Annotated in this window: 24 protein-coding genes; 11 read left to right on the top strand and 13 right to left on the bottom strand. The window is 52.2% G+C overall.

What is annotated here, in order from left to right; genetic code table 11:
- Nucleotides 1–141: 141 nt before the first annotated feature.
- From purM to MWU62_RS12730, 3 genes are all read left to right on the top strand, one after another.
- Complete coding sequence (purM, locus tag MWU62_RS12740) at nucleotides 142–1,206, top strand: phosphoribosylformylglycinamidine cyclo-ligase (protein WP_247115275.1); 1,065 nt, start codon at nucleotides 142–144, stop codon at nucleotides 1,204–1,206.
- Nucleotides 1,203–1,865, top strand: coding sequence for a phosphoribosylglycinamide formyltransferase (gene purN, locus MWU62_RS12735; protein ID WP_247115274.1), 663 nt, complete (start codon nucleotides 1,203–1,205; stop codon nucleotides 1,863–1,865). Before purM ends, purN begins: the two co-directional genes overlap by 4 nt.
- 84 nt (nucleotides 1,866–1,949) lie before the next feature.
- Nucleotides 1,950–2,705, top strand: coding sequence for a DUF3108 domain-containing protein (locus MWU62_RS12730; protein ID WP_247115273.1), 756 nt, complete (start codon nucleotides 1,950–1,952; stop codon nucleotides 2,703–2,705).
- Nucleotides 2,706–2,864: 159 nt separating this feature from the next.
- Here MWU62_RS12730 and MWU62_RS12725 read toward each other — a convergent pair whose 3' ends face one another.
- The 5 genes from MWU62_RS12725 to apbC all read right to left on the bottom strand — a co-directional run bounded on the left by MWU62_RS12725 (nucleotide 2,865) and on the right by apbC (nucleotide 8,008).
- Nucleotides 2,865–3,902, bottom strand: a complete 1,038-nt coding sequence (locus MWU62_RS12725) for a hypothetical protein (protein WP_247115272.1) — start codon at nucleotides 3,900–3,902, stop codon at nucleotides 2,865–2,867.
- A gap of 202 nt (nucleotides 3,903–4,104) precedes the next feature.
- Nucleotides 4,105–5,382, bottom strand: a complete 1,278-nt coding sequence (locus tag MWU62_RS12720; RefSeq protein ID WP_247115271.1) for a valine--pyruvate transaminase — start codon at nucleotides 5,380–5,382, stop codon at nucleotides 4,105–4,107.
- 73 nt (nucleotides 5,383–5,455) lie between these two features.
- Complete coding sequence (locus tag MWU62_RS12715) at nucleotides 5,456–6,055, bottom strand: YjaG family protein (protein WP_247115270.1); 600 nt, start codon at nucleotides 6,053–6,055, stop codon at nucleotides 5,456–5,458.
- Nucleotides 6,052–6,618, bottom strand: a complete 567-nt coding sequence (gene dcd, locus MWU62_RS12710) for a dCTP deaminase (RefSeq protein WP_200366294.1) — start codon at nucleotides 6,616–6,618, stop codon at nucleotides 6,052–6,054. Before dcd ends, MWU62_RS12715 begins: the two co-directional genes overlap by 4 nt.
- Before the next feature lie 289 nt (nucleotides 6,619–6,907).
- A complete protein-coding gene (gene apbC / locus MWU62_RS12705) occupies nucleotides 6,908–8,008 on the bottom strand; it encodes an iron-sulfur cluster carrier protein ApbC (RefSeq protein WP_247115269.1) in 1,101 nt (366 codons plus the stop codon).
- 141 nt (nucleotides 8,009–8,149) lie between these two features.
- On the opposite strand from apbC, the gene metG reads away from it, so the two are divergent.
- The 8 genes from metG to nth are packed head-to-tail and all read left to right on the top strand — an operon-like array spanning nucleotide 8,150 to nucleotide 16,408.
- Entirely contained in the window at nucleotides 8,150–10,192 is a 2,043-nt protein-coding gene (gene metG / locus MWU62_RS12700; RefSeq protein ID WP_247115268.1) for a methionine--tRNA ligase, read from the top strand.
- Between the two features lie 47 nt (nucleotides 10,193–10,239).
- Nucleotides 10,240–10,821, top strand: a complete 582-nt coding sequence (rsxA, locus tag MWU62_RS12695; protein ID WP_247115267.1) for an electron transport complex subunit RsxA — start codon at nucleotides 10,240–10,242, stop codon at nucleotides 10,819–10,821.
- Between the two features lie 15 nt (nucleotides 10,822–10,836).
- A complete protein-coding gene (gene rsxB / locus MWU62_RS12690) occupies nucleotides 10,837–11,409 on the top strand; it encodes an electron transport complex subunit RsxB (protein WP_200366309.1) in 573 nt (190 codons plus the stop codon).
- Entirely contained in the window at nucleotides 11,409–13,247 is a 1,839-nt protein-coding gene (gene rsxC / locus MWU62_RS12685) for an electron transport complex subunit RsxC (RefSeq protein ID WP_247115266.1), read from the top strand. The genes rsxB and rsxC overlap by 1 nt, the downstream gene beginning before the upstream one ends.
- Before the next feature lie 21 nt (nucleotides 13,248–13,268).
- A complete protein-coding gene (gene rsxD / locus MWU62_RS12680; RefSeq protein ID WP_247115265.1) occupies nucleotides 13,269–14,321 on the top strand; it encodes an electron transport complex subunit RsxD in 1,053 nt (350 codons plus the stop codon).
- A gap of 2 nt (nucleotides 14,322–14,323) precedes the next feature.
- The gene (gene rsxG / locus MWU62_RS12675) at nucleotides 14,324–15,025 is read left to right on the top strand and encodes an electron transport complex subunit RsxG (protein ID WP_247115264.1); all 702 of its coding nucleotides are present in this window, start codon (nucleotides 14,324–14,326) and stop codon (nucleotides 15,023–15,025) included.
- Between the two features lie 2 nt (nucleotides 15,026–15,027).
- A complete protein-coding gene (locus MWU62_RS12670) occupies nucleotides 15,028–15,741 on the top strand; it encodes an electron transport complex subunit E (protein ID WP_247115263.1) in 714 nt (237 codons plus the stop codon).
- A gap of 28 nt (nucleotides 15,742–15,769) precedes the next feature.
- Complete coding sequence (nth, locus tag MWU62_RS12665) at nucleotides 15,770–16,408, top strand: endonuclease III (RefSeq protein ID WP_247115262.1); 639 nt, start codon at nucleotides 15,770–15,772, stop codon at nucleotides 16,406–16,408.
- Between the two features lie 67 nt (nucleotides 16,409–16,475).
- Here the strand turns inward: nth and MWU62_RS12660 are convergent, their stop codons facing one another.
- The 8 genes from MWU62_RS12660 to ispF all read right to left on the bottom strand — a co-directional run bounded on the left by MWU62_RS12660 (nucleotide 16,476) and on the right by ispF (nucleotide 23,583).
- Complete coding sequence (locus tag MWU62_RS12660) at nucleotides 16,476–17,048, bottom strand: chalcone isomerase family protein (RefSeq protein WP_247115261.1); 573 nt, start codon at nucleotides 17,046–17,048, stop codon at nucleotides 16,476–16,478.
- Nucleotides 17,049–17,267: 219 nt separating this feature from the next.
- A complete protein-coding gene (gene rpoS / locus MWU62_RS12655; protein WP_247115260.1) occupies nucleotides 17,268–18,266 on the bottom strand; it encodes an RNA polymerase sigma factor RpoS in 999 nt (332 codons plus the stop codon).
- Between the two features lie 152 nt (nucleotides 18,267–18,418).
- A complete protein-coding gene (locus MWU62_RS12650) occupies nucleotides 18,419–19,183 on the bottom strand; it encodes a peptidoglycan DD-metalloendopeptidase family protein (RefSeq protein ID WP_247115372.1) in 765 nt (254 codons plus the stop codon).
- Nucleotides 19,184–19,525: 342 nt separating this feature from the next.
- A complete protein-coding gene (locus MWU62_RS12645) occupies nucleotides 19,526–20,446 on the bottom strand; it encodes a DUF368 domain-containing protein (RefSeq protein ID WP_348645649.1) in 921 nt (306 codons plus the stop codon).
- Nucleotides 20,447–20,520: 74 nt separating this feature from the next.
- On the bottom strand, nucleotides 20,521–21,177 hold the full coding sequence (locus tag MWU62_RS12640) for a protein-L-isoaspartate(D-aspartate) O-methyltransferase (RefSeq protein ID WP_247115259.1): 657 nt from the start codon (nucleotides 21,175–21,177) through the stop codon (nucleotides 20,521–20,523).
- Nucleotides 21,174–21,944: a 5'/3'-nucleotidase SurE gene (surE, locus tag MWU62_RS12635; protein WP_247115258.1), complete on the bottom strand. Its 771-nt coding sequence runs from the start codon at nucleotides 21,942–21,944 to the stop codon at nucleotides 21,174–21,176. The genes MWU62_RS12640 and surE overlap by 4 nt, the downstream gene beginning before the upstream one ends.
- A gap of 62 nt (nucleotides 21,945–22,006) precedes the next feature.
- Nucleotides 22,007–23,107: a tRNA pseudouridine(13) synthase TruD gene (locus tag MWU62_RS12630; protein WP_247115257.1), complete on the bottom strand. Its 1,101-nt coding sequence runs from the start codon at nucleotides 23,105–23,107 to the stop codon at nucleotides 22,007–22,009.
- Entirely contained in the window at nucleotides 23,104–23,583 is a 480-nt protein-coding gene (ispF, locus tag MWU62_RS12625) for a 2-C-methyl-D-erythritol 2,4-cyclodiphosphate synthase (protein WP_247115256.1), read from the bottom strand. The genes MWU62_RS12630 and ispF overlap by 4 nt, the downstream gene beginning before the upstream one ends.

The following is a 23,583-nucleotide window of genomic DNA, read 5'->3' as shown; positions in this document are numbered from 1 at the left end:
GTTTCCGAAATGCAATCTTGCTTGCGCGAAAACTGCCGGATTCAAGAATCCGGAGCGGCGCAAGGCTTTTGCACTTGGAGCCCTACACTGCACCTGCTAAAATCCGCCGCCTGACCCATTGCCCAACGGTTTAAGAACACCATGAGCGAACAGAAGCCTTCCCTGACCTACCGCGATGCTGGCGTTGACATTGACGCCGGTAATGAACTTGTCAGCCGTATCAAGGAAACCGCCGCCCGCACGCGGCGACCCGAGGTTCTAGGAGGGCTTGGCGGGTTTGGTGCCATGGTCGCTATCCCTTCCGGGTATAAAGAGCCGGTTATGGTTTCTGGCACTGACGGCGTGGGCACCAAGCTGAGATTGGCGATGCAGCTTGAAAAGCACGACACCATTGGCATTGATCTCGTTGCGATGTGCGTGAACGATCTTATTGTTGGTGGTGCGGAGCCGCTATTTTTCCTTGATTACTACGCCACCGGAAAGCTCAATGTTGATATAGCTGCAAACGTGGTTGCAGGTATTGGCCAAGGCTGTGAGTTGGCCGGTTGCGCACTGGTGGGTGGTGAAACCGCCGAAATGCCCGGGATGTACGAGGGTGACGATTACGATCTTGCCGGCTTCTGCGTAGGTATCGCAGAGCGCAGCGAAATCATCGACGGCAGTAACGTTCAAGCAGGAGATGTACTGCTCGCGCTAGAATCTTCAGGCCCCCACTCCAACGGCTACTCGTTGATCCGGAAAATCCTTGAAGTCAGCAAAGCCGACTTAGATCAACCAATCGGCGACACAACACTAGCAAATGCGCTGATGGCTCCTACACGCATCTATGTAAAAAACCTGTTGCAGCTGATTCGTGAAGTGGATGTAAGCGCTCTTTCACACATCACTGGTGGTGGTTTGCCGGAGAACATTCCCAGAGTTCTGCCCAAGGGTGTAGTCGCAGCCATCGACACCGAAAGCTGGGAACTCCCCCCAGTATTTCAGTGGCTTAAAGACGCTGGCGGTGTTGCCAGTGAAGAAATGTACCGCACCTTTAACTGCGGCATTGGCATGATCATCTGTGTTCCCGAAAGCCAGAAAAGTTTGGCGATGGACACCTTGAAGGCCTTGGGTGAGAAAGCTTGGCAGGTGGGCATTATCGAGCGCGCTGAGGATTCCGAAAAAGATGCAGTGGTGCGTTATGCACCGGGGCTTTTGGCAGAATGAAGGCAGATCAACCCACTCTGCCCAAAATTCTGGTCCTTGCCTCTGGCAGCGGAACCAACTTTCAGGCTCTTTTAGATGCAAGTCGCGGGCGGGATTTTCCCGGCCAAATTGTTGCTCTGGGGTGCAATCAACCAAAAGCATTTGCACTCGAGCGGGCCGCACAAGCCAACGTGGAAACCTTTGTAGTCAACCACAAGGAATTCGGCTCTCGGGAAGAATTCGATGCCGCGCTTATGGCTCACATCCTCCGCTACAATCCGGACCTCATTGTGTTGGCGGGATTCATGCGAATCCTAACAACAGATTTTGTCAGGGCATTCCGTGGAAAACTGGTGAATATTCACCCCTCGCTGCTGCCGAAGTATACAGGCCTCAATACGCATCAAAGAGCACTGGAGGCTGGCGACGCTTCTCATGGCGTCTCGATTCACTTCGTAACCGAAGAACTTGATGGCGGGCCGGTTATCGCCCAGGCAGAAGTGACCATTACGGCAGAAGACACCCGCGAAACACTCGCGGAAAAAGTGCAGCAAAAAGAGCATCTGCTCTACCCGATTGTTGTTCGCTGGTTCTGCGAAGGCAGAATCCAACTCGGCGATGATCAGGTACTGTTTGATGGGCAAGCTATTGAAACACCCATGCGCCTCACGGACAACTGAGGCGCACCTTAACAGACTGTCACTAGGCAACACTCCCTGACCCGCTAAACTTCCAACATAAATGAAGGATTCGAGGTCAACGAAATGTTTGCAGCTCAACGGATTGTTTCCGCCCTCCTAACGAAGGGGCGGGTTACCATCGCCAGCCTTGCGTGCACGCTGGCGTTAGTATTGAGTGCGGCCGCACACGCGGAGCCAGTTCCCGACCTCTTCCCCTTCGAAGTCAGCTATGGCGCCTCCATGGAAAAGGGGATATCGCTTAATGGCAGCGCTAGACGCATCCTCACCTCTCAAGGCAACGATGTATGGCTGTACCGAACCGAGGTGAAGTCTTTCATCGCCGACCTCGACGAATCACTAATCCTAAAATGGGAAGAGGGTCAGGTTATTCCCCTCAGGTATCGGTACAGCCTTTCCGGTTTTCTTATTAAAGACAGGAAGCAGTCTATTGATTTCGATTGGAAAGCTGGAATCGCCACCGGCAAATATAAAAGCAAAGATTTCGAGATAGAACTGGAGAAAGGCATCCTCGATCCACTAGGCTTTCAGGTGCAACTGCATCAGGACATTCTGAATGGCAAAAGGGAGATGGAATATCAGGTTCTGGATCGCGGCAAAATAGATAGCGAACGCTTTGCCGTCGTAAACGACGATGCCGCTCTTTCCGATGACAGCCAATCCTCCCTTCTCAAAGCCGAAAAAGTTCGCGAAGACTCAAAGCGGGAAACCCTGATGTGGTTTGACCCCGATAAGAACTTTGTACTGGTTCGCCTGATTCAAGTTGAGCCCGACGGCAGCGAATACAAATTGGAGCTGAAGAATGTGGACTTGGGAGGTTAAGCCTAACGAAACTCTGATCAACTACCAATCTTCATCAACATCGGATTGAGCCCGGGCCAGCCGCAATTCCGTAGTTCCTACCTATTTACTTCTATATTCTGCGCCTGTTACGCGCCATTGAAGCGCGCAACAAGCGTCCTTCATGCCGTCACACGTTCATCACAGGTTCACAGTGGCTGAAATATCGCTGACGTTATCACCATCCAGATCCGCCTCATAACTCAAGAAACCGTCTTCAATGGTAATTTCTAGAGTGCGCTCGGGTGTTTTTAGACTATAACTGCCAGCCGTCAACTCACTTCCACTCTCGCTATATATCAGGTCCGAGATTATTGTCTGGAAAAGCTCACCGGTTTCGCCCAAGCCCAAACCGAACGCCTCGGGCGCATTCATTGTCCATTCCCTAATATAAGGTGAGGCGCCTGTTTCTTCGATTTTGAGGGTATAGTTTTCAAGCGCATAACCGGGTGCACTGTACCTTGGTGGCTTAACCTTCAGGGAGGTGCCGTTAATCGACACATCGCTGCCGTTTTGGATGCTGCGGGTAATATCACCATCTGTATAGGCCAGCGTCTGGGAGCCGTCGTGAATACCAACACTTCTGTGCTCTAGGCTTATGCTGCCTGATAGACTGAGAAACTCATCGAATGAATCGTAATAGCCAGTTTCAACAGTCGCGGTTGTGCTACCTTCTTGAATTAGGACGCCTTGTGAGCCCTCAATTTTGCAGCTTTCATAAGAAAAAGTGAACGTGTTTCCAGCACTGAAAACAAGCACGCTCTCAGAGGTCTGACGAGGACGGCCATAGTCAAAAATAATAGATTGTGTTCCGCCAAGTGGACATAGCGCTGAACCGAAATTAATGGAGCTTTGGGATATAGGGCTGCCCAGATCTGATTCTGCAACCGGTTCTATAAATTCGAGATAGCTGACGTTTGAGCGAACAATTTCATTTAATGCGAAATAGCTACTCAGTGCCACAGAGTCCAATGTGGCTTCGTTTAGGGTGCCTTGCACATAATCAGGGATGTTTATGCTATTGGTTTCGGGGGATGTAGTTCCGGAACCCGTTGAATTGTCCGGAGTGGTTACTTCGCCGTTACCCCCAGATGAACCTCCGCAGCCAGCCAAGGCTACGGTTAGGGCTGCGAGTGCAATGCCGGACTGGAGGAGGTAAATTGTTTTTTTTGACTTCATGGGCTTATTGCTCCCGGTAGAGTGTTCTGACCTTCAGTAGTAGTTTTCGTCCGTAAAAAACGAACCTTGAAAGTGTAGAATAACGCTACAGGTTTTTTATTGATGTTACGAATACTCTCTTTTCGTAACAGAGTGTATTCACAACACATTGCAACTGAAGCCATAAGCACCCCCGGCTGTGCGCTGGAGTTATGCAGAGCCCCTAAACCTCCCGGCCTGCCTCAGCCCAAACGGCCTTAACTTCATCCGCAATAATTCGCAAACCTTGCGCCACCCGCTCATCGTCTTGTGAGTAGGTTACGCGCAGGCACTCATCACGATGCTTCCAGCCATCCTCGGGTAGCCCAGGGAAGAAATAATGACCTGACACAACCAGCACGCCACGAGCTTTCAAGCGCTGATATAGTTCAAGGCTGGTAATGGGCAAATCCGGAAACCACAGCCACAGGAACATGGCGCCTTCTGGTTTGTGCACGTACCAGCGGCAACTGTCCTCGCCCATAGCTTCGCGAAACGCCGCTACAGCTCGCTGCATTTTCCGCTTATAAAATGGGCACACTACATCCCGGCTCAGGGACAAAATTTCGCCGGAGCGAACAAGCGGTTCAGCTAGCATGGCACCAAAGCTGCCCGTGGCCAGGTTCATGATAGCGTTTATTCCAGACAAGGCCTTTATTACCGGTGCCGCAGCAATCACGATGCCCGTGCGGGCGGCAGGTAAGCCAAGTTTAGATAAGCTGAGGCACAAAATAATCTGCTCATTCCAAGTGGGCGTTGCGTCTACAAACAACAAGCTAGGGAAAGGCGTTCCGTAGGCGCCGTCAACAATCAGCGGCACGTCATGCTGGCGCGCCATTTCCTCCAAGCGCGTCATCTCTTCGTCGGTAACCACGTTACCGGTCGGGTTGGTAGGCCGAGATACACAGATGGCACCGGTCTCGCCTGTTACCTCTACTGCATCAAAGTCCACCCGATATTTGAATTCGTGGGCATCGGTGAATGAGATATCTGGCTGCACTGCATGGAACAGGTCTGGTTCAATGCCCGCATCCGCATAGCCGATGTACTCCGGCGCCAGAGGCAAGAGTATGTGTTTGCGCTGGCCTTCGCCATAGTCGCCGCCAAACATATTAAACAGCATGAAGAAGGCCGCCTGACTGCCATTGGTAAGCGCAATATTCTCGGGTTTCAGGTCCCAACCGTATTCACGGCTTAGCAGGTCGGCAAGCGAGGCAATAAACTGTTTCTCACCCTGAGGCGGATCATAAACACCCACGAGCCGGCGAACATCACTTTCGCTGCGACTCATATCAGCCAAGATTTCTTGAACCCTAGCCTGAATCTCGGGGATATGTCCTGGGTTGCCGCCACCCATCATGATCATGTCGTCACCGGACGCCATAGCATTACCCAGATCATCCATCAGAGAGGTTATGCCAGCATCTGCGGTGAACTTTCGGCCAAACGTGGAGAGTTTCATGGGCTTACATCCATAAGGTCAAAGCTGAATAATAAATGGGGCTGCGAGGCTATAATACATGGCCGTGGGCGCGTTAATCCCCCAGCGAGATACCGAGGTTACTAACGCCTTCGTTTGCCGCGTTTACTCGGAGTTCTTCAATAAATTGCTCTACTGGTGTGCGCTGGCGCTTCAGTGCTAAGACAAGATCACGCTGGAAGGCTTTGTCTTCTTTCATCAAGGGGTGTGAGTCCAGCACGCGAACAAGCTCGTCTTCTTCAAACCCCTCGCCTTCTGACAGCTCAATAAAGCTCATAACGGTGCTTGTCGCCAACTGCGATGCTTCTGTGGCTCGATGCTTCGAGGGGTTCAAGCGGTTTAGGAGCGCCTGTTCCAAAAGCTGGCAAAAATCGAACGCTGGGTATACGCCGTAGGCATCATAGGCCTCTACATCGGGCGACAAGGCTTCGAGCTTTACCAACAGTTGTGGAATAGCAGTTTCTGCTACATCCTCTTGCAGCAAGCCCCAGGCAAGTTCCAGAATTTGGTGCATTTTGCCGCCGGTTTTCAGGCCTACGGCGTCTGCAAACAGTGCGTAATTCGGGAATGAGCGCTCGGCAAGTGCCAGCAGGAAAGCGCATTCGCGCCATCCCTGCAGTTGGGAAACCGCTTTGAGAAACTGGTTGGCGTTCATGTTTTTGGCAAGGTCACGCCGGTTTGGCCGAAGTATTTGCCACCCCGATCCTTGTAGCTGGTTTCGCAGATTTCGTCAGACTCAAAGAAGAGCATCTGAGCGATGCCTTCGTTTGCGTAAATTTTTGCTGGTAGGTTTGTGGTGTTAGAAAATTCGAGCGTTACGTGGCCTTCCCACTCGGGCTCCAGCGGGGTAACGTTTACGATAATGCCGCAGCGTGCGTAGGTGGATTTACCCAGGCAGACGGTAAGTACGCTACGGGGGATGCGAAAGTACTCGACTGTGCGCGCTAGGGCAAAGGAGTTCGGCGGTATTATGCAGACGTCGCCGGTGAAGTCTACGAAGCTTTTTTCGTCGAAGTTTTTGGGGTCGACGGTTACGGAGTGCACGTTGGTGAAGATTTTGAACTCGTTGCTGCAACGTACGTCGTAGCCGTAACTTGATGTGCCGTAGGAGATGATTCGGCCTTTTTCAGTTTCACGGACCTGACCGCTTTCGAAGGGTTCGATCATGCGGTGTTGTTCGGACATCCGGCGAATCCATTTATCGGCTTTGATGCTCATGGCGAAGTCTCGTATCCACTGGGAAAATTGGGGCGTAGTTTACCTGTTCGGTTTGGTTCTGTCGAAGCTTGGCGCCGTGACCTGGAGCCTTTTTGATTTGGTGGCTGCAGTCACGGGAAAGGCGGTTCAAAAACCGCTTCGAGCACATCCATGTGGGCTTGTCTCCGGCCATCCCTGGCCTACGACATTTTTGAACCGCCTTTCCCGCGCCTGCGATCAAATCAATGAGTTGCCTGCCGCGTCCATGAATTAGCCTATGTGCAGCACGCCGTCCAACCCACGTCTTAAGTTACCGCGTCTTTACAGACACACTTGAAATCGCGCCGCTAAGATTCCGCTCCCTTGTCGATAATTCAGCACCAACCCGGCGAGCAATATCCCGGTAGCGCAGTGCCACTTCGGAATCCGGCACGGCAACCACTGTAGGTTTACCTCCATCAGTCTGTTCGCGGATGGTCATGTGCAGGGGTAATTGGCCCAGCAGGGTTGTTTCGTATTCATCGGCAATCCGCTCACCACCGCCGTCGCCGAACAGGTGTTCTTCGTGGCCGCAGTTGCTGCAGATGTGTACGCTCATGTTTTCCACAACGCCCAGCACCGGAATTTCAACTTTGCGGAACATTTCTATGCCGCGTTTACCGTCAAGCAAGGCTATGTCCTGAGGGGTGGTGACGATGACTGCGCCGGTGACCGGCACTTTCTGGGCTAGGGTGAGTTGGATGTCGCCGGTGCCGGGGGGCATGTCGACGATTAAGTAGTCGAGTTCATCCCAGAGGGTTTGCTGCAAGAGTTGCATAACCGCGCCGCTAACCATGGGGCCGCGCCATACCATGGGGGTTTTGTCGGTGGTTACGAAGGCCATGGACATGGTTTGGAGGCCGTGGGCTTCCATGGGCAGGAAGTATTTTTCTTCACGCACGCCGGGGCGTTTGCCTTCGGGTACACCGAGCATCATGCCGATGCTCGGGCCGTAGATGTCGGCGTCGAGTACGCCTACGCGGGCGCCTTCTGCTTGAAGGGCGAGAGCAAGGTTGACGGCAGTGGTGGATTTTCCGACACCGCCTTTGCCAGAGGCAACGGCGATGATGTTTTTGACGCCGGGAACAGATGGCAGGTCTTTCTGGACTTTGTAGGAGTGTATTTTCTGGCCTACGTGAACTTCGGCGGATTCAACGCCGCCGACGTTTTCCAAAGCATTGGCGACCAGTTGTTTCAGGCCGCCTGCGATGCCTTTTGATGGGTATGGTAGTTCGACCATCAACGTTACTTTACCTGCCTCATCCGCAACCAGTGACTTTACGGCACCCAAGTCGTAAAGGTCTTTTTCTAGGTACGGGTCTCGGTATTCACGAACCGCCGCCTGCAGGGCCTGCTCTGAAATCTGTGTCATTTGGCTCTCCGGAATAAGCTCATGCTGCTTTTTTCAGCATGAAAACAGGTGTTTCGGGTGAAAAATATCTGCTTGAAAGGTATCATCTGAGCCCGTTTCTGACCATACAACCCTTATTCTGATGAAAGGTTCGGACACACCATGACGCAAGCGAGTTCACAGCAACAGCGCGATATTTTGGTTACCAGCGCCCTGCCCTACGCCAATGGCCCCATTCACCTAGGCCATCTGCTGGAATACATTCAGACGGATATCTGGGTGCGCTATCAGAATATGCGAGGCCATACTTGCTACTACGTTTGCGCGGATGACGCCCACGGCACAGCGATTATGCTCCGTGCCGAGCGCGAGGGTATTACGCCCGAGCGGCTGATCGACCGAATCCGTGAGGAGCACCAGCAGGACTTCAGCGGGTTCCATATCCGTTTTGACAACTACTACACCACCCATTCGGAGGAGAATCGCTATTTCTCCGAATACATATACCGCCAGTTGCAGAAGAACGGCAACATTGCGACGCGTAAAATTACTCAGTCTTTTGATCCCGAGAAGAACATGTTTCTCGCAGATCGGTTTATCAAAGGCACCTGCCCTAAGTGCAAAGCAGACGACCAGTATGGTGATAACTGTGAGGCCTGCGGTGCAACTTACACGCCTGCTGAGCTGATTAATCCCCGCTCTGCGGTATCCGGCGCTACGCCCATCGAAAAGGAGTCGGAGCACTATTTCTTCAAGTTGCCGGAGTTCACCGACTTCCTGACCCAATGGACCCGCAGCGGGGCCTTGCAACCACAAGTGGCCAATAAGCTTGCTGAATGGCTGGATGCAGGTTTGCAAGAGTGGGACATCAGCCGTGATGCGCCCTATTTTGGCTTTGAAATCCCGGATGCTCCCGGTAAGTTTTTCTATGTTTGGTTGGATGCACCTATTGGCTATCTCGCCAGCTTCAAAAACTTTTGTAATCGAGAAGATGTGGATTTCGAGCACTTTTGGAAGGTGGACTCCAAGGCTGAGGTTTATCACTTCATTGGTAAAGACATCATCAACTTCCACGCTTTGTTCTGGCCAGCGATGCTGCATGACGCTGGCTTCCGCACGCCAACGGCAGTTTGGGCACATGGATTTGTGACGGTTAATGGCAAAAAGATGTCCAAATCCCGTGGCACTTTCATTATGGCCCGCACCTATCTGGACCACCTAAACCCTGAGTATCTGCGCTATTACTTCGCTGCCAAGCTAACTGGCGGTGTGGACGATATGGACCTTAATCTGGAGGACTTTGCCGCCAGAGTGAATTCGGATCTCGTGGGTAAAGTAGTCAACATTGCCAGCCGCAGTGCAGGCTTCATCACCAAGCGTTTCGATGGAAAGCTTGGAACAGTGACCGAGCACGAAAAGCTGAAGGAGTTCATCGAAGCAGGTGAGGATCTAGAAGCCTTCTACGAGGCCCGGGAATTTGGCCGCGCCATGCGTCGCATTATGGAATTGGCCGATATTGCCAACCAATACGTAAATGATGAGCAGCCTTGGGTGGTAGCCAAGCAGGAGGGTCAAGATGAAAAGTTGCAGGCTATCTGTACCAATGCCCTCAACATGTTCCACTTATTAATGACCTATCTTGCGCCGGTACTGCCAGAGACAGCCAAAGCATCCGAGGAGTTCCTGAATGCAAAGCTGGACTGGAACAGTCGCAGCGAGCGGCTTGAAGACCACAACATCAGCAAGTTCAAGCCGCTGATGAGCCGGGTGGATATGGCGCAGATCGAAAAAATGCTGGATGCGTCGAAAGAAGAAATGCCTGCGGCGACCGGCAAACCGGCACAACCCGCTAAATCCGACAATAACGAAGCGATTTCAGACGAGATCGAATTCGATGATTTCGCAAAAGTGGATCTCAGGGTCGTCAAAATTGTCAAAGCCGAGCATGTTGAAGGTGCGGATAAGCTTCTTCGTCTGACGCTTGATCTAGGGCATGGCGAACGCAATGTGTTTGCTGGTATCAAGTCTGCTTATAAGCCAGAAGATCTTGAGGGTCGTCTGACTGTGATGGTCGCCAACCTGAAGCCCCGGAAAATGAAGTTCGGTATGTCTGAGGGCATGGTTCTGGCGGCTGGCCCCGGTGGCAAGGATATTTTCATCCTGTCTCCGGATTCGGGTGCGACACCCGGCATGCGGGTAATGTAAACAGAGGTCGCGGCAGTAGGCTCCGATAACGCAATGATGATGCAACAATGACAGAGTATTTACTGATATTGGTCAGCACCATTCTGGTGAACAACTTTGTGTTGGTTCAGTTTCTTGGTTTGTGCCCCTTTATGGGGGTTTCAGGCAAGCTGGAAACGGCCATGGGCATGTCTTTGGCCACCACGTTTGTGCTAACCCTGTCATCCGTTTGCAGTTATCTTGCTTACACCTACTTGCTAGCGCCTCTGGATTTGGTGTTTCTTAAAACCATCACCTTCATTCTGGTTATTGCGGTGGTGGTTCAGTTCACTGAAATGGTTGTTCGTAAGACCAGTCCTCTACTCTATCGCGTGCTGGGTATTTTCCTGCCGTTGATTACCACCAATTGCGCAGTACTCGGCGTAGCACTTCTTAACCTGAATAAAAACAACAACTTCGTTGAATCAGTACTCTACGGTTTTGGCGCCGCTGCCGGTTTTTCGCTGGTGCTGGTGCTGTTCGCCGCTATGCGCGAGCGCATTGCCGTGGCCGATGTCCCCATCGCTTTCCGGGGGGCGGCTATCGGCATGGTTACCGCAGGGTTGATGTCACTGGCGTTTCTGGGCTTCACCGGCCTAGTCAGCGTTTAACGGAGACTCGTTTTTATGTGGACAGGCATTGTTATCGCTGTTCTGGCCCTGCTTGGCCTCGCCTTGGTGTTTGGCGCCTTGCTGGGCTTTGCATCAGAGCGTTTCAAAGTCGAAGGCAACCCGCTGGTAGACCAGATTGATGCGTTGCTACCCCAAACCCAATGCGGCCAGTGCGGGTATCCCGGTTGTCGCCCCTATGCCGAGTCCATTGCCGACGGTGGCGCTATCAACAAATGCCCACCTGGCGGTGAGTCCACCATTAACGCTCTTGCCGATCTTTTAGATGTAGAGCCCCAGCCTCTGGATGCCGAACACGGGGTGGAACAAGCCCGAACAGTTGCCGTCATCCGGGAAGACGAATGCATAGGCTGCACGAAATGCATTCAGGCTTGTCCGGTGGATGCCATTCTCGGTGCCGCTAAACACATGCACACGGTTATCGAAAGCGAATGCACAGGCTGTGATTTGTGTGTGGAGCCGTGCCCCGTTGACTGTATTGATATGATCACCATTGAGCCGGATATTCGCGGCTGGACTTGGTCCCAGCCTCGAATTATCACCACAGACAAACAGGAGGCGAACTCCTGATGTCCTCCACCATCAAGCTTTGGGACTTTAGCGGCGGCATTCACCCCGCAGAAAACAAAGAGCGTTCGACCAGTCGGCCCATTCAATCCGCAGGCATTCCCGGACAACTCGTGCTGCCATTGCAGCAGCATATCGGTGCGCCTGCGGAACCAACAGTGGCAGTTGGCGATTTTGTACTGAAAGGCCAAAAAGTTGCCGACGTTAGCTACGGCATAGGCGTTCCGGTACATGCGCCAACGTCTGGCACAATTGAAAGCATAGGCGATTATCCGGTACCCCATCCCTCCGGCATGGCCGACAGGTGCATTGTTTTAAAGCCCGATGGCAAAGATGAATGGTGCGAACGTTATCCTATTAGTGACTATCGCAGCCTCGAGCGGGATGAAGCCCTTGCCATCATTCATTCAGCGGGTGTTTCAGGCATGGGCGGCGCTGGCTTCCCAACGGATATAAAGCTGAGACCACCCAGAGATCGCAAAGTAGACACGCTGATCCTCAATGGCGCCGAGTGCGAGCCCTATATTACCGCTGATGATATGACCATGCGTGAGCGCGCCAATGATGTTGTTGCCGGTTTAAAGGTGATGGCTTGGATCCTGCGCCCCGAGCGTTGTGTAATCGGCATTGAAGATAACAAACCAGAAGCTGCAGCGGCACTGCGTCAAGCAACCCAAGGTACACAAATTGAACTAGCCGTTATCCCGACAAAATACCCTTCCGGTGGCGAAAAACAGCTCATCCAGATTCTCACCGGTATGGAAGTACCCAGCGGGGGTATTCCGGCAGACATAGGTGTTATGTGCCAGAACGTGGGAACCGCCGTTGCTGTAGCCAAAGCTATTTTTGAAGGCTCACCGCTTATCAGTCGAGTTGTAACGGTAACGGGGGAAGCCGTCAAGAATCCGGGCAATTTTGAGGTTTTACTGGGTACGCCTTTGAATTACCTACTGGATCAGGCAGGCCTACAACAGGATCGCGTCAGCCGCCTGATTCTTGGCGGACCTATGATGGGCTATACCCTAACCACAACAGCAGTTCCGGTTATCAAAACCACGAACTGCATCATCGCAGCGGTTGCCGACGAGTTGCCCGCACCTCCGCCGGAGCAAGCCTGCATCCGTTGTGGTCAGTGTGCAGAAGTTTGCCCCATGGAACTGCTACCCCAGCAACTGTTCTGGCACGCCAAGGCAACCGAGTTTGAGAAAGCCGAACATTTAAACCTCTTCGACTGCATCGAATGTGGCGCCTGCTCTTATGTTTGCCCCAGTTCCATTCCGCTCGTGCAGTATTACCGTTACGCCAAAGGCGAGATTCGTGTGCAGCGGGCGGAGCAGCTCAAGGCAGACCGTGCACGCGAGCGTTTTGAGGCACGACAGCAAAGGCTTGAGCGCGAGCAGCAAGAGAAGGAGCTGCGTCGCAAGGAGCGCGCCAAGGCCGCTGCCGAAGCTCAGGCCAACAAAAAAGCGGAGGCTGAAAGGGCCGCCGCCAACGGAGAAGCAGTGGACGAACGAGCCGCAAAATCCGCTTTGGTGGAGCAGGCACTAGCACGGAAAAAAGCCAAAACTGAAGCCAGTGACTCGAAAGCAGCCGCACCCTCTGAGCCAGCTCAGGAAAAACCCGATATAGAGGCACTGGAAAAGCAGTTTGCTCAGGCACAGTCCAAACTGGAAACTATGCAGGCCATGCTTGAGGATGCGAAAGCACAACAAGCCGACAACGTGGACAAACTGGAACGTGCTGTCACCAAGAATCATGACCGGGTAAAGCGGGCAGAAGAGGCCTTAGCGGACGCGCGCAAAATACTGGCGAACCAGCCCGAATCCCAACCCACCGAATAACCCGAACCAGGCTCGATCTTCATGGCGTTTGTTCAACAGTCTTCACCCCATGCCCGCAGTGCGCGCCCAACTTCGAAGGTGATGCTTTGGGTCATACTTGCAGCCCTACCCGGCTTACTTGCGCAGACTCTATTTTTTGGTTGGGGCAATATCATAAACGTTGTATGGTGTATCGCCATTGCCTTGGCTTCAGAAGCCGCCATCCTCAAGCTACGCAACAAGCCAGTTGCGTTTATTCTCAAGGACAATACTGCCGCTGTTACCGGTCTTTTGTTGGGGCTTTCCCTACCCCAGTTTGCGCCATGGTGGGTATCTGGGGTGGCGGTTATTTCAGCCATTGTGATCGCTAAACAACTTTATGGCGGGCTCGGCTCAAATCCATTCAATCCTGCGATGGTCGGCTATGCACTGGTGCTTATTTCGTTCCCGGTTGCCATGACCACCAACTGGGCGGAGCCTGCACTACTTTGGGATAAGGCACCCAGTTTTGCAGACACGCTTTCGGTAATCGCCTCGGCAAAACAAACAGCAGTTGATGGCTGGACCATGGCCACACCGCTGGACGAATACAAACATAAGATTGCAACCCATACTGCAGATGAAGTTCTTGCCCACCCAACATTTGGGGAAGGCTTTGCCAAAGGCTGGGAGTGGGTCAACGCAGCTTTTCTAGTCGGCGGGCTTGTACTGATAGGCCTAAAAATCATCACTTGGCATATTCCAGTGGCTTTTCTGGGCGCACTGGTTGTTATGAGCCTGGCGTTTGGTAGTAATGAGGACCTATATGCGCCACTGTCACTGCACCTGCTGGCTGGTGGCACTATGCTTGGTGCATTTTTCATCGCAACCGACCCAGTCTCCGCGGCGACCAGCCATCAGGGAAAATTGATTTATGGAGCGGGTATCGGCGTGCTTATCTACCTGATCCGAAGCTGGGGCAACTATCCCGATGCTGTGGCGTTTAGTGTTTTGTTGATGAACTTTGCTGTGCCCTTTATCGATCACTACACGCCACCAAGAACCTATGGCCACCACAAAGCCCGTCGCGGGCTGCCCGGCGGAGGAAGGAACTGACCATGGCAACCATGACTCAATCCATTCGTCGCAGCGCTATCGGTCTTGGCATATTTGCAGTTGTTACCGGCGGCACCATTGCGTTTACTCAGGCGCTCACAAACGAACGCATCAAGGAGCAGGCTGCTAGAGCAGAAGCCAAAGCGTTATTTGAAATTATTCCTGAGAGCGATCACAACAACGATCTATTAAAAGACACCTTGTCTCTCCCAGCTAGTGACCGGCTAGCAACTGATGGGCCAGTAACCGTATGGGTTGCACGCCAGGACGGCGAGCCGGTTGGGATGATCATGCCTGCAACTGCACCGGACGGTTATTCAGGCACCATCAAACTACTTGTCGGCATTGATCTCGAAGGCACTGTTCTGGGCGTGCGAGTGATTCAGCACAAAGAAACCCCGGGGTTGGGCGATCGGATTGAAACCCGAAAATCCGATTGGGTTAAAGGATTCGAAGGGCGCTCTTTGGGAAATCCAGCACCCCGGGAATGGAATGTTAAAAAGAACGGTGGCGTTTTCGACCAGTTCACCGGTGCTACCATTACTCCCAGAGCTGTAGTGAAAGCGGTACAAAAATCACTGGTGTATTTCCGGCAGAACCAACAGGTTATTCGGGCACAACTGAATAGCACTCCGTCAGGGAAAGGCCCTGTGGTTACCCCCGGAGACCTTACCGATGAATCACTGAATGTGGAGCAACCCTAACAATGGCAACCAAGACCTCCAGTGAAATCGTTCGCGACGGGCTCTGGGACAACAACCCTGCTCTGGTGCAGGTATTGGGACTTTGCCCTCTTCTTGCGGTCACCAGCACTGTGGTTAACGCGATTGGCCTTGGGCTGGCAACCCTGATGGTGCTCATGGGTTCAAATCTCGCTGTTTCGCTGATTCGAAATTTTGTTAGCGAGTCCGTGCGCCTGCCTGCATTCGTGATGATCATCGCCTCCTTTGTAACCTGTGCAGAATTACTGATGCAGGCTTATACCTACGAGCTGTACCAGATTCTCGGCATATTTATCCCACTCATCGTCACCAACTGTGCCATTCTTGGCCGTGCCGATGCTTTTGCATCCCGCAATGCCCCAGGTCCTGCACTGCTTGACGGCGCCATGATGGGCGCAGGTTTTCTTGTGGTACTTATCATCCTGGGTGGCATGCGCGAGCTGATCGGCCAAGGCACACTGTTTGTTGATATGCACCTTCTGCTCGGCCCCATGGCTGCAGATTGGGTCATAACGCCATTTGCCAACTATCCAGATATGCTGTTCATGGTATTGCCACCCGGCGCTTTTGTGGGCCTGGGCTTACTAATAGCGTTAAAGAACGGCATTGACACCCATCTCAAAGAACGCAAAAAGACAGCCCAACCAGCAACAACACCCGGCAGCAAGCGTGTGCGCGTGACTGGAAACGTCTCATGATCTGTCGGCAGAGCGATAACGGAACACCATGAACAAAGCCAAACGTATTGAAATCTTCTCTCGATTACGGGAAGCCAATCCGCATCCGACAACAGAGCTGAACTACAGCAACCCGTTTGAACTGTTAATTGCCGTTATACTCTCTGCTCAAGCAACTGATGTTGGTGTTAACAAAGCAACAGACAAGCTTTACCCGGTAGCCAATACCCCGGAAGCCATACTGGCGCTAGGCGTAGATGGACTGAAGAGCTACATAAAGACCATCGGGCTGTTTAACAGCAAAGCCGAAAACGTTATCAAAACCTGCCGCATACTGATCGAAAAGCACGACAGCGTTGTGCCTGATAACCGTGAAGATCTAGAAGCTTTGCCAGGTGTTGGCCGAAAAACCGCAAATGTAGTGCTGAACACGGCTTTTGGGCAAGCCGCCATGGCAGTAGACACTCACATTTTCCGGGTATCCAATCGCACGGGTATCGCACCGGGTAAAAACGTATTGGAGGTAGAAAAACGCTTAATGCGGCTGGTACCAAAAGAATTTCTAATGGACGCTCATCATTGGCTGATACTGCATGGACGCTACACCTGCGTGGCACGAAAGCCGAGATGCGGCGCCTGCATTATTGAAGACCTATGCGAGTTCAAGGACAAAAACGACTACTTGTAAACGACCGCATTACCCATTAAAAAGCCGGCTTCTGCCGGCTTTTTAATGAAGTACTGACGCCGCTCTACTACTGACCCAGCATCTCTTCTTTCAGGCTCTTCTGCGCAGGATCGTCAGAAAGCCAAATGCCAAACAAGGCTTTTTTGAAGGCTAGGTCACCCACAGTGTCCTTTTGTTCACCGTTTTTCAGGACTTTTACGCCTTCGTTTGGCACGTATACTAGATCAAATACGTCGCCCTCTTTGATTTCTTCTTTAAACACTGACATAAACTGGTCGATTTCTGCTTTAACCGAAGACATATCACCATCAGTTGAAGCTTCAAACCCTTCCATAGTTGCTTCAGTCATACGATCACTGGTGATCATCCCTGATGTAATATGCAGTGTGATCGCCTGAGGCTCATCAGCTTCAACTACGGCGTTGCCATCTTTCTGCATCTGAGACACATAAAGGCTACCGACATACAGATCCATGAAAAACTTGGAGCGTGTGCCAGCGCCATTCAATTGAAGCTCGGTGCTGCCAGCAGTATAGGTATCCGGGACGTCGACACCGCCAACCGTTAGCGCCGAAGCAGGAGCTGAGAGTGTGGCTGCAAGCATCAGGGATGCAAAGCTCGTCAAAAACGCCTTCTTCATAGTCCTTTCCTTTTCAGTCATTATTATGAGAGTTCATTCGTCGCCGGGTACAGATCCTTAGCTCCCGACTTACCTATTGTAACAATGTCTTATTGGGACAAAGCGCCGTCTGGTTCTCATTTGCTGGGATACTTTTTTAGAGTTGTTTTTCCTAACGCCCAAAACAAAAAGCGCCAGCCATGAAACATGGCCAGCGCTTTGAGTGAAGGGAAGGAAAAACTATTTAAACAATAGATTACCAGTCAGGCCTTCTTTCTCCAGAATTTCGCGTAAGCGCCGCAGCGCTTCTACCTGAATTTGGCGAACGCGCTCACGGGTTAGGCCGATTTCCTGCCCAACTTCTTCCAAGGTGCTGACCGGGTATCCCCGAAGCCCGAACCGTCGGGATAAAACTTCCTGCTGCTTTTCACTCAGTTGGTCTATCCACTTCCCGATACAGGCGCTCATGTTGTTGTCCTGCAACACATCTGCAGGATCAGACGCACCTTCATCCGCGACAGTGTCTAGCAGAGATTTCTCACCACCAGCACCGATAGGCGTATCCATGGAAGCAACACGTTCATTTAAACCCAGCATTCGCTTTACGTCATTAACCGGCTTGTCCACCATCTTGGCGATTTCTTCCGCCGAAGGTTCATGGTCAAGCTTCTGCGTCAGCTCACGAGCCGCCCGCAGATAAAGATTAAGTTCCTTAACAACATGAATAGGCAACCGAATAGTGCGGGTCTGATTCATAATGGCCCGCTCTATTGTCTGGCGAATCCACCACGTTGCATAGGTTGAGAAACGGAAGCCTCGCTCCGGATCAAACTTTTCAACCGCACGAATCAGGCCCAGATTACCCTCTTCAATCAAATCCAACAGGGTAAGGCCACGGTTCACATAGCGACGAGCAATTTTTACCACTAACCGAAGGTTGCTCTCAATCATTCGCTTACGACCAGACTCCTCTCCTTTGCGCGCAAGGCGTGCAAAATAAACCTCTTCTTCCGGGGTTAGGAGTGGTGAAAAACCGATTTCATTAAGGTAAAGCTGAGTGGCGTCCAGCTGTTTTGAGTTTGAGCTGCTGTAATAACGCGTTCTGGCGGAAAGCTCTCCGTCGACTTCGGCAGCCTCTGGGGCAGCTTTGTCGGTTTTTTCTTCTGCGAGCAACTGATCCTCGGGCTCATCAACATCTGCTACACGATCGATAATGATATCTTCTTGTTCTGCTGACATATCTTTGCACCGCCTTTCAATAATCCTGGATTTTGCCCGATACTTTTTATTGTTGCGGACATTGGTTATTTCATTTCTTTCAGGACGTCTTCAATGGCTAGCTTAAACACCCTTGCCACCATTTTTTCTTATTTGTAGTGCCGTAGTTATAACTAGCGTGGCGGCAAATAATGGGTTGGATCGACCGGATTTCCATTTTTTCGAATTTCAAAATGTAGCATCGGCCTTTCTGCACCACTGCTGCCAAGCTCTGCTATAACCTGACCGGCTTTAACCCCCTCTCCTTCGCTTACCAAAATCTTCCGGTTGTGCGCGTAAGCGCTCAGGTATCGTTCGTTATGATTCACAATAATCAAATTACCATAACCAAGCAAACCGTTGCCCGCGTAGACCACACTCCCGTCTGCGGCAGCTCTTACAGCATCCCCGGCTTTCCCGGCAATATCAACGCCTTTGTTGACTTTTCCGGATGCTGAATAACTAGCAATTACGGTGCCAGAGTGCGGCCAACGCCATGGAATGTTGGCTACCGTTTGGGTTCTGGAGGCCAAGGGTGCAGAGGTGTCAGGCTTGCGGGTAACAGCAGGTTTTCGAGAGTTTTGCGGTGTTGGCACAGGTGGTTTTGCCCGTGGCGACCTTGCAGTAGTCGTCGCAGTCGGCCGAGAAGCCCGCGCCGTTGTACTTGATTTATTGCTTGGCTGTGCCTTTCCGCGCAGATCTAAACGCAGCACCTGACCAGGCCGAATAGTCCACGGCGGGCTGATCCCATTGGCGCTTCCCAGCTCTTTGTAATCGCGGCCGTAGGTCCAGGCAATACCGTACAGCGTCTCGCCCTGGCGCACCACGTGGCGTCCCCAGTAAACCGGCGGGTTGTATATATCATCCTGATGAATTGCTTGAGTGTTGCAGCCACTCATCGCACTGGATAGAAGCAAAAATGGGAGCAGAAAAACCCAGAACTTACCGTTTTTAGAAACCCACAAGGGACGCAGGGCACCAAAAAGGAACCGCGGAAAAGCCGACAACGCGGCTTGAGCTGGACCACGTAACAGTCTCACAGCAATACCACCGGCCCGTTTATAATTAATCTGTGCAGGCTCTGAATCTGATCAAAGAAGATCCTGAAGTTTCAAAAGTAACCCGCTAATTTATTGCACATTTTGGGAACAAAACCAAGTTACTCACTGGCCATCTCTGTTACCCGGCATAGCCTTTGTTACGGGTGGAAACAAAGGTATGCCTGAAAAGGTAACACCGTTTTAGCGAGGGTTATCGCTTACCGGCAGCTTTGCTTGCGAGTAGCGCTCACCTAGCCATTCAACAAGCAAAACAAGCCCAATACCCACGCCAGCCATAACAAGCGCCATGAAAATTTCCGGATCCTGGTGGGTGAGATCCGCAAATGCCCAAGGGCTGACGCTAATCTCACTTAAGGGTACCTGTTCGCCCGAACTGCTGGTTCGCCAACTTAAGGTTTCCTTCCATGGCCAGACTTTGTTCAAGGCACCAATCATAAAGCCCGTAAGCAGCGCCAGCACGTGGTCATGAAACTTATGAAAAGCCCAAGTTATGAGCCTTGCAACCGACAACAGTCCCACTAAACAGCCTGCCATAAACAGTAACAAATAAGCGATATCAAGGGATTTTATCGCTGCAAGAACCGGTGCATACATTCCAATAATAACCAGAATGAAGCTCCCTGAGATACCGGGCAAAATCATCGCGCATATTGCCACAGCGCCAGCTGCAAAAAACGTCATTGCTGACGGGTTAAGCTGCCCAACAGTCAAGGTCGTGATCCACCAGGCAACCACAACACCTAAAATGAGGGGAGCGAGCAGCGATGCTCGATAATGCCGAGCCTGGCGTCCGACATGCCAAACAGAGGCAAGAATCAACCCAAAGAAAAAACTCCAGATCAAAATGGGATACTCAGCCAGCATGTAGGTGATTCCAGAGGCCAGCGTGGCAATGCTCAAAAGAATACCCAGCAGGAGAGTGGCGAGAAAACCACCATCGCACGACTGCCAAAATGCTCTTAAATTGCCTTTAAATAAATCCCTGAACACTGCACCGGGAACCGCGTTAACAGCCTCCAGAAGCCGGAAGTAAATACCTGTAATGAACGCTATGGTGCCGCCGGATACGCCGGGGACAATATCCGCTGCTCCCATTGCCATCCCTCTCAAGAACACCGAGGCGGGATGCTGTTTGCGGCCGGCACCTTCAACTACCCCCCCCTGTTGCGGACTAATCAACGGACAACCCCGCCAAGCAAAGGAACGAAACGGACGGGCTCCAGCTCTCGTCGATCAAACTTATCGCCGTTTCGTATCACTTCAACAAGCACCTGATGCTCTTCCCCAACAGGCGCAACCAACACGCCGCCATCAGCAAGCTGGTCCAAAAGCTCCGCAGGAACCTCCATAGGTGCGGCAGTAACAATAATGCCGTCAAACGGGCCTCGTTCAGGCCACCCCATGCCACCATCAGCATGCTTGAGCATGACATTTCGGATGCTGAGCTGCCGCAAGCGATCCCGAGCACGATCCTGAAGTGGTTTGATCCGCTCTACACTATAAATTTGATCAAAAAGCTGGGATAGCACAGCTGTTTGATAGCCAGATCCGGTGCCCAACTCCAATACTTTATCTGGCTGGTGCCGAAGCAGTAGCTCAGTCATGCGTGCCACAATATATGGCTGCGATAGCGTCTGCCCATAGCCGATTGGCAGTGCCGTGTCTTCATAAGCCCGGTGCGACAATGCCTCATCAAGGAAAATATGACGTGGTACCTCCCCCATGACTTCCAGTACCCGATCTGATTCGATACCTGACTCTTTGAGACGCTGCACCAAACGCATACGCGTGCGCCGAGAGGTCATCCCTATGCCTTGAAGCTCACCACTCACGCACCATCCCCCATGGAGGCCTGAAGGGAGTCCACCCAGGAACGGAGAGACACCAAGGCTTCGTGGCGGGTCATATCGATGTGTACCGGGGTAAGCGACACATAGCCTTGTGCAACCGCATGAAAGTCAGTTCCGGGACCTGCATCGCCGCCTTTGCCTGCTGCCCCAATCCAATAGCGTTCTTTGCCTCTCGGACAGGTCATAGGAACCGCACCTTCAGCACGCTCACGATCCCCCAATCGGGTAACCCGAAAGCCCGCCAGTTCTTCCCAAGGCACATCCGGTACATTCACATTGAGGATGGAGCGCGGCCCCAACACAAGCGGACGCTCGCCTTCGAGAAGCATGCGCACAACTCTGGCAGCCGTATCATAATGGTTGCGGCCCTCACTCACTAAGGAAACGGCAATAGCTGGCAACCCGAGATGGCGGCCCTCTGTGGCTGCCGCAACGGTGCCGGAATAAATAATATCGTCACCCAAATTAGCGTGGGTATTGATACCAGAAACCACACGATCAAAAGGCTTTGAAAACAAACCATTAACTGCAAGATGCACACAATCTGTTGGCGTGCCGTCGATGGAACGGAAACCATTGGGATGTTGTTCAACCGTTAAGGGCCGATTAAGCGTTAAAGCGTTGCTCGCTCCGCTGTGATCCCTATCCGGTGCGACTACTTCAAGATCACCCAGACCTTTGAGGCCTTCATATAGGGCGATCAGCCCTGGTGAATGAACACCATCATCGTTTGACAACAGAATACGCACAGCGCTCTCCAATAAATCGCTAACCAAACCTTGCGGACCATTGTTTTCTCGGGGAACGCAGTCTAGCCGTGTTGTTTGTTATGTTGGCCGAGGCTCATGTCCTCAAGCTCAAAAATATCACTCAAAACCGTGGTCGCGTACTGCCCCGGTTCCAGAAAAAACTCCAGTTCCAAACCACCGTCGTCCAGCCAGAGCCAGCTAAAATTCTGTGGCATAGACACCAGAGAACGGCGCTCTGGCTTCATTCGGGTCGTTAGAAACAACGAAGCTAAATCGGGTGTCTGGGCTACAACTTGCCGCTCTCGCAGCTCAACCTCACCAACAGCATTAGTACCGCCATCACCCCATAACGGGCCAGTTGCAATGTCTAGTGGCTCTCCCGGCATTGGGCTGCGCCAACTGCCGTCAGCGACCCGAGAGGCAAGAACTTCGTTAAATAACCAAGAGCGGGCAGCCGAAAAGTACAATACGTTTTTCCGCCCGTCTCTGCCACCGCCAGACCTATTTGGCCCTCGCCCTCTACGCTTACCTTGCCCGCTACGGCGGTTCAATGTGGAAGGATCAATATGAACGGCCCGATCCAGATTGCCACCGGCAAAACCGAAACGCTGAGGGCCAAAATAGTTGGGAGCACCCTGTGCCTTAAGACGAGCAAGGGCGCTTTCAATCATGTCACGCTCGGCTCCTACCTGCCGTAGCATAATCACAAAGTGATTACCTTGGTGATCGCCACGACGCAACTTACGCACACTACGGTAGGCGGACCTTACAGGCCAGCGCTCAGATACGCGCTCAATCAGAGCAGCATCCTCGTCCATCATACCGGGGCGGTAAATGCTGAACCATTGTCTGGTAACCGCGTGTCTATCCTTAAGCCCACAGAACCCCACATCAAAAGACCGACAGCCAGCCAAATTTGCGAGCTCTCCAGCCACAAATTCCGTGTTATCTCCGGTTTTTTCGATATACAAACACAGGTGCTCCCCATCTCCAGCAACACCACTAGATCCGAACGGCTTCGCTTGCTCCGCGAATTCCTCCAACACCTCACTTACCCGAAAATCTTCCGGGGCAGTCTTCAACTGGGCACTGGCTACGCGCTTACCTCCGGATACTGGCCAGTCCAACCGCCAGCTTCTCACGCCACTATTTGTACCGCTCAAGAGGCCACCGGCTCAAGCAAACAAACGGCCTGACAAGCAATACCTTCTCCTCGGCCGGTAAAACCAAGACGTTCACTGGTGGTTGCTTTAACACTTACACGGCTGGCGGGAATGCCCAGATCCTCCGCAATATTTAACCGCATAGCCTCAACGTGTGGAGCCATCTTAGGCGCTTGCGCGATAATCGTTGTATCAACATTGAGCACCGAAAAACCCTCCTCGCTTACTCGGGCCATAACCCGACGCAACAAATCTCGGCTATCAGCTCCAGCCCATTCATTACTTGTGTCCGGGAACAAGTGACCAATGTCCCCCAGAGCAACCGCACCCAACAGAGCATCTGCTAAAGCATGCAGCAACACATCGCCATCAGAATGGGCTTTCAGGCCCTGCTTGTAAGGAATGGAAACACCACCAAGAATAACGGCATTGCCTTCGCCGAAGGCATGAACATCAAAGCCCTGACCAATTCGCAT

This window comes from Marinobacter sp. S6332, assembly GCF_023016045.1.
In the GTDB taxonomy this organism is placed as follows: Bacteria; Pseudomonadota; Gammaproteobacteria; order Pseudomonadales; family Oleiphilaceae; genus Marinobacter.
Note: the sequence above shows the minus strand (reverse complement) of the source record. Positions and strands in the feature narration are given on the sequence as shown.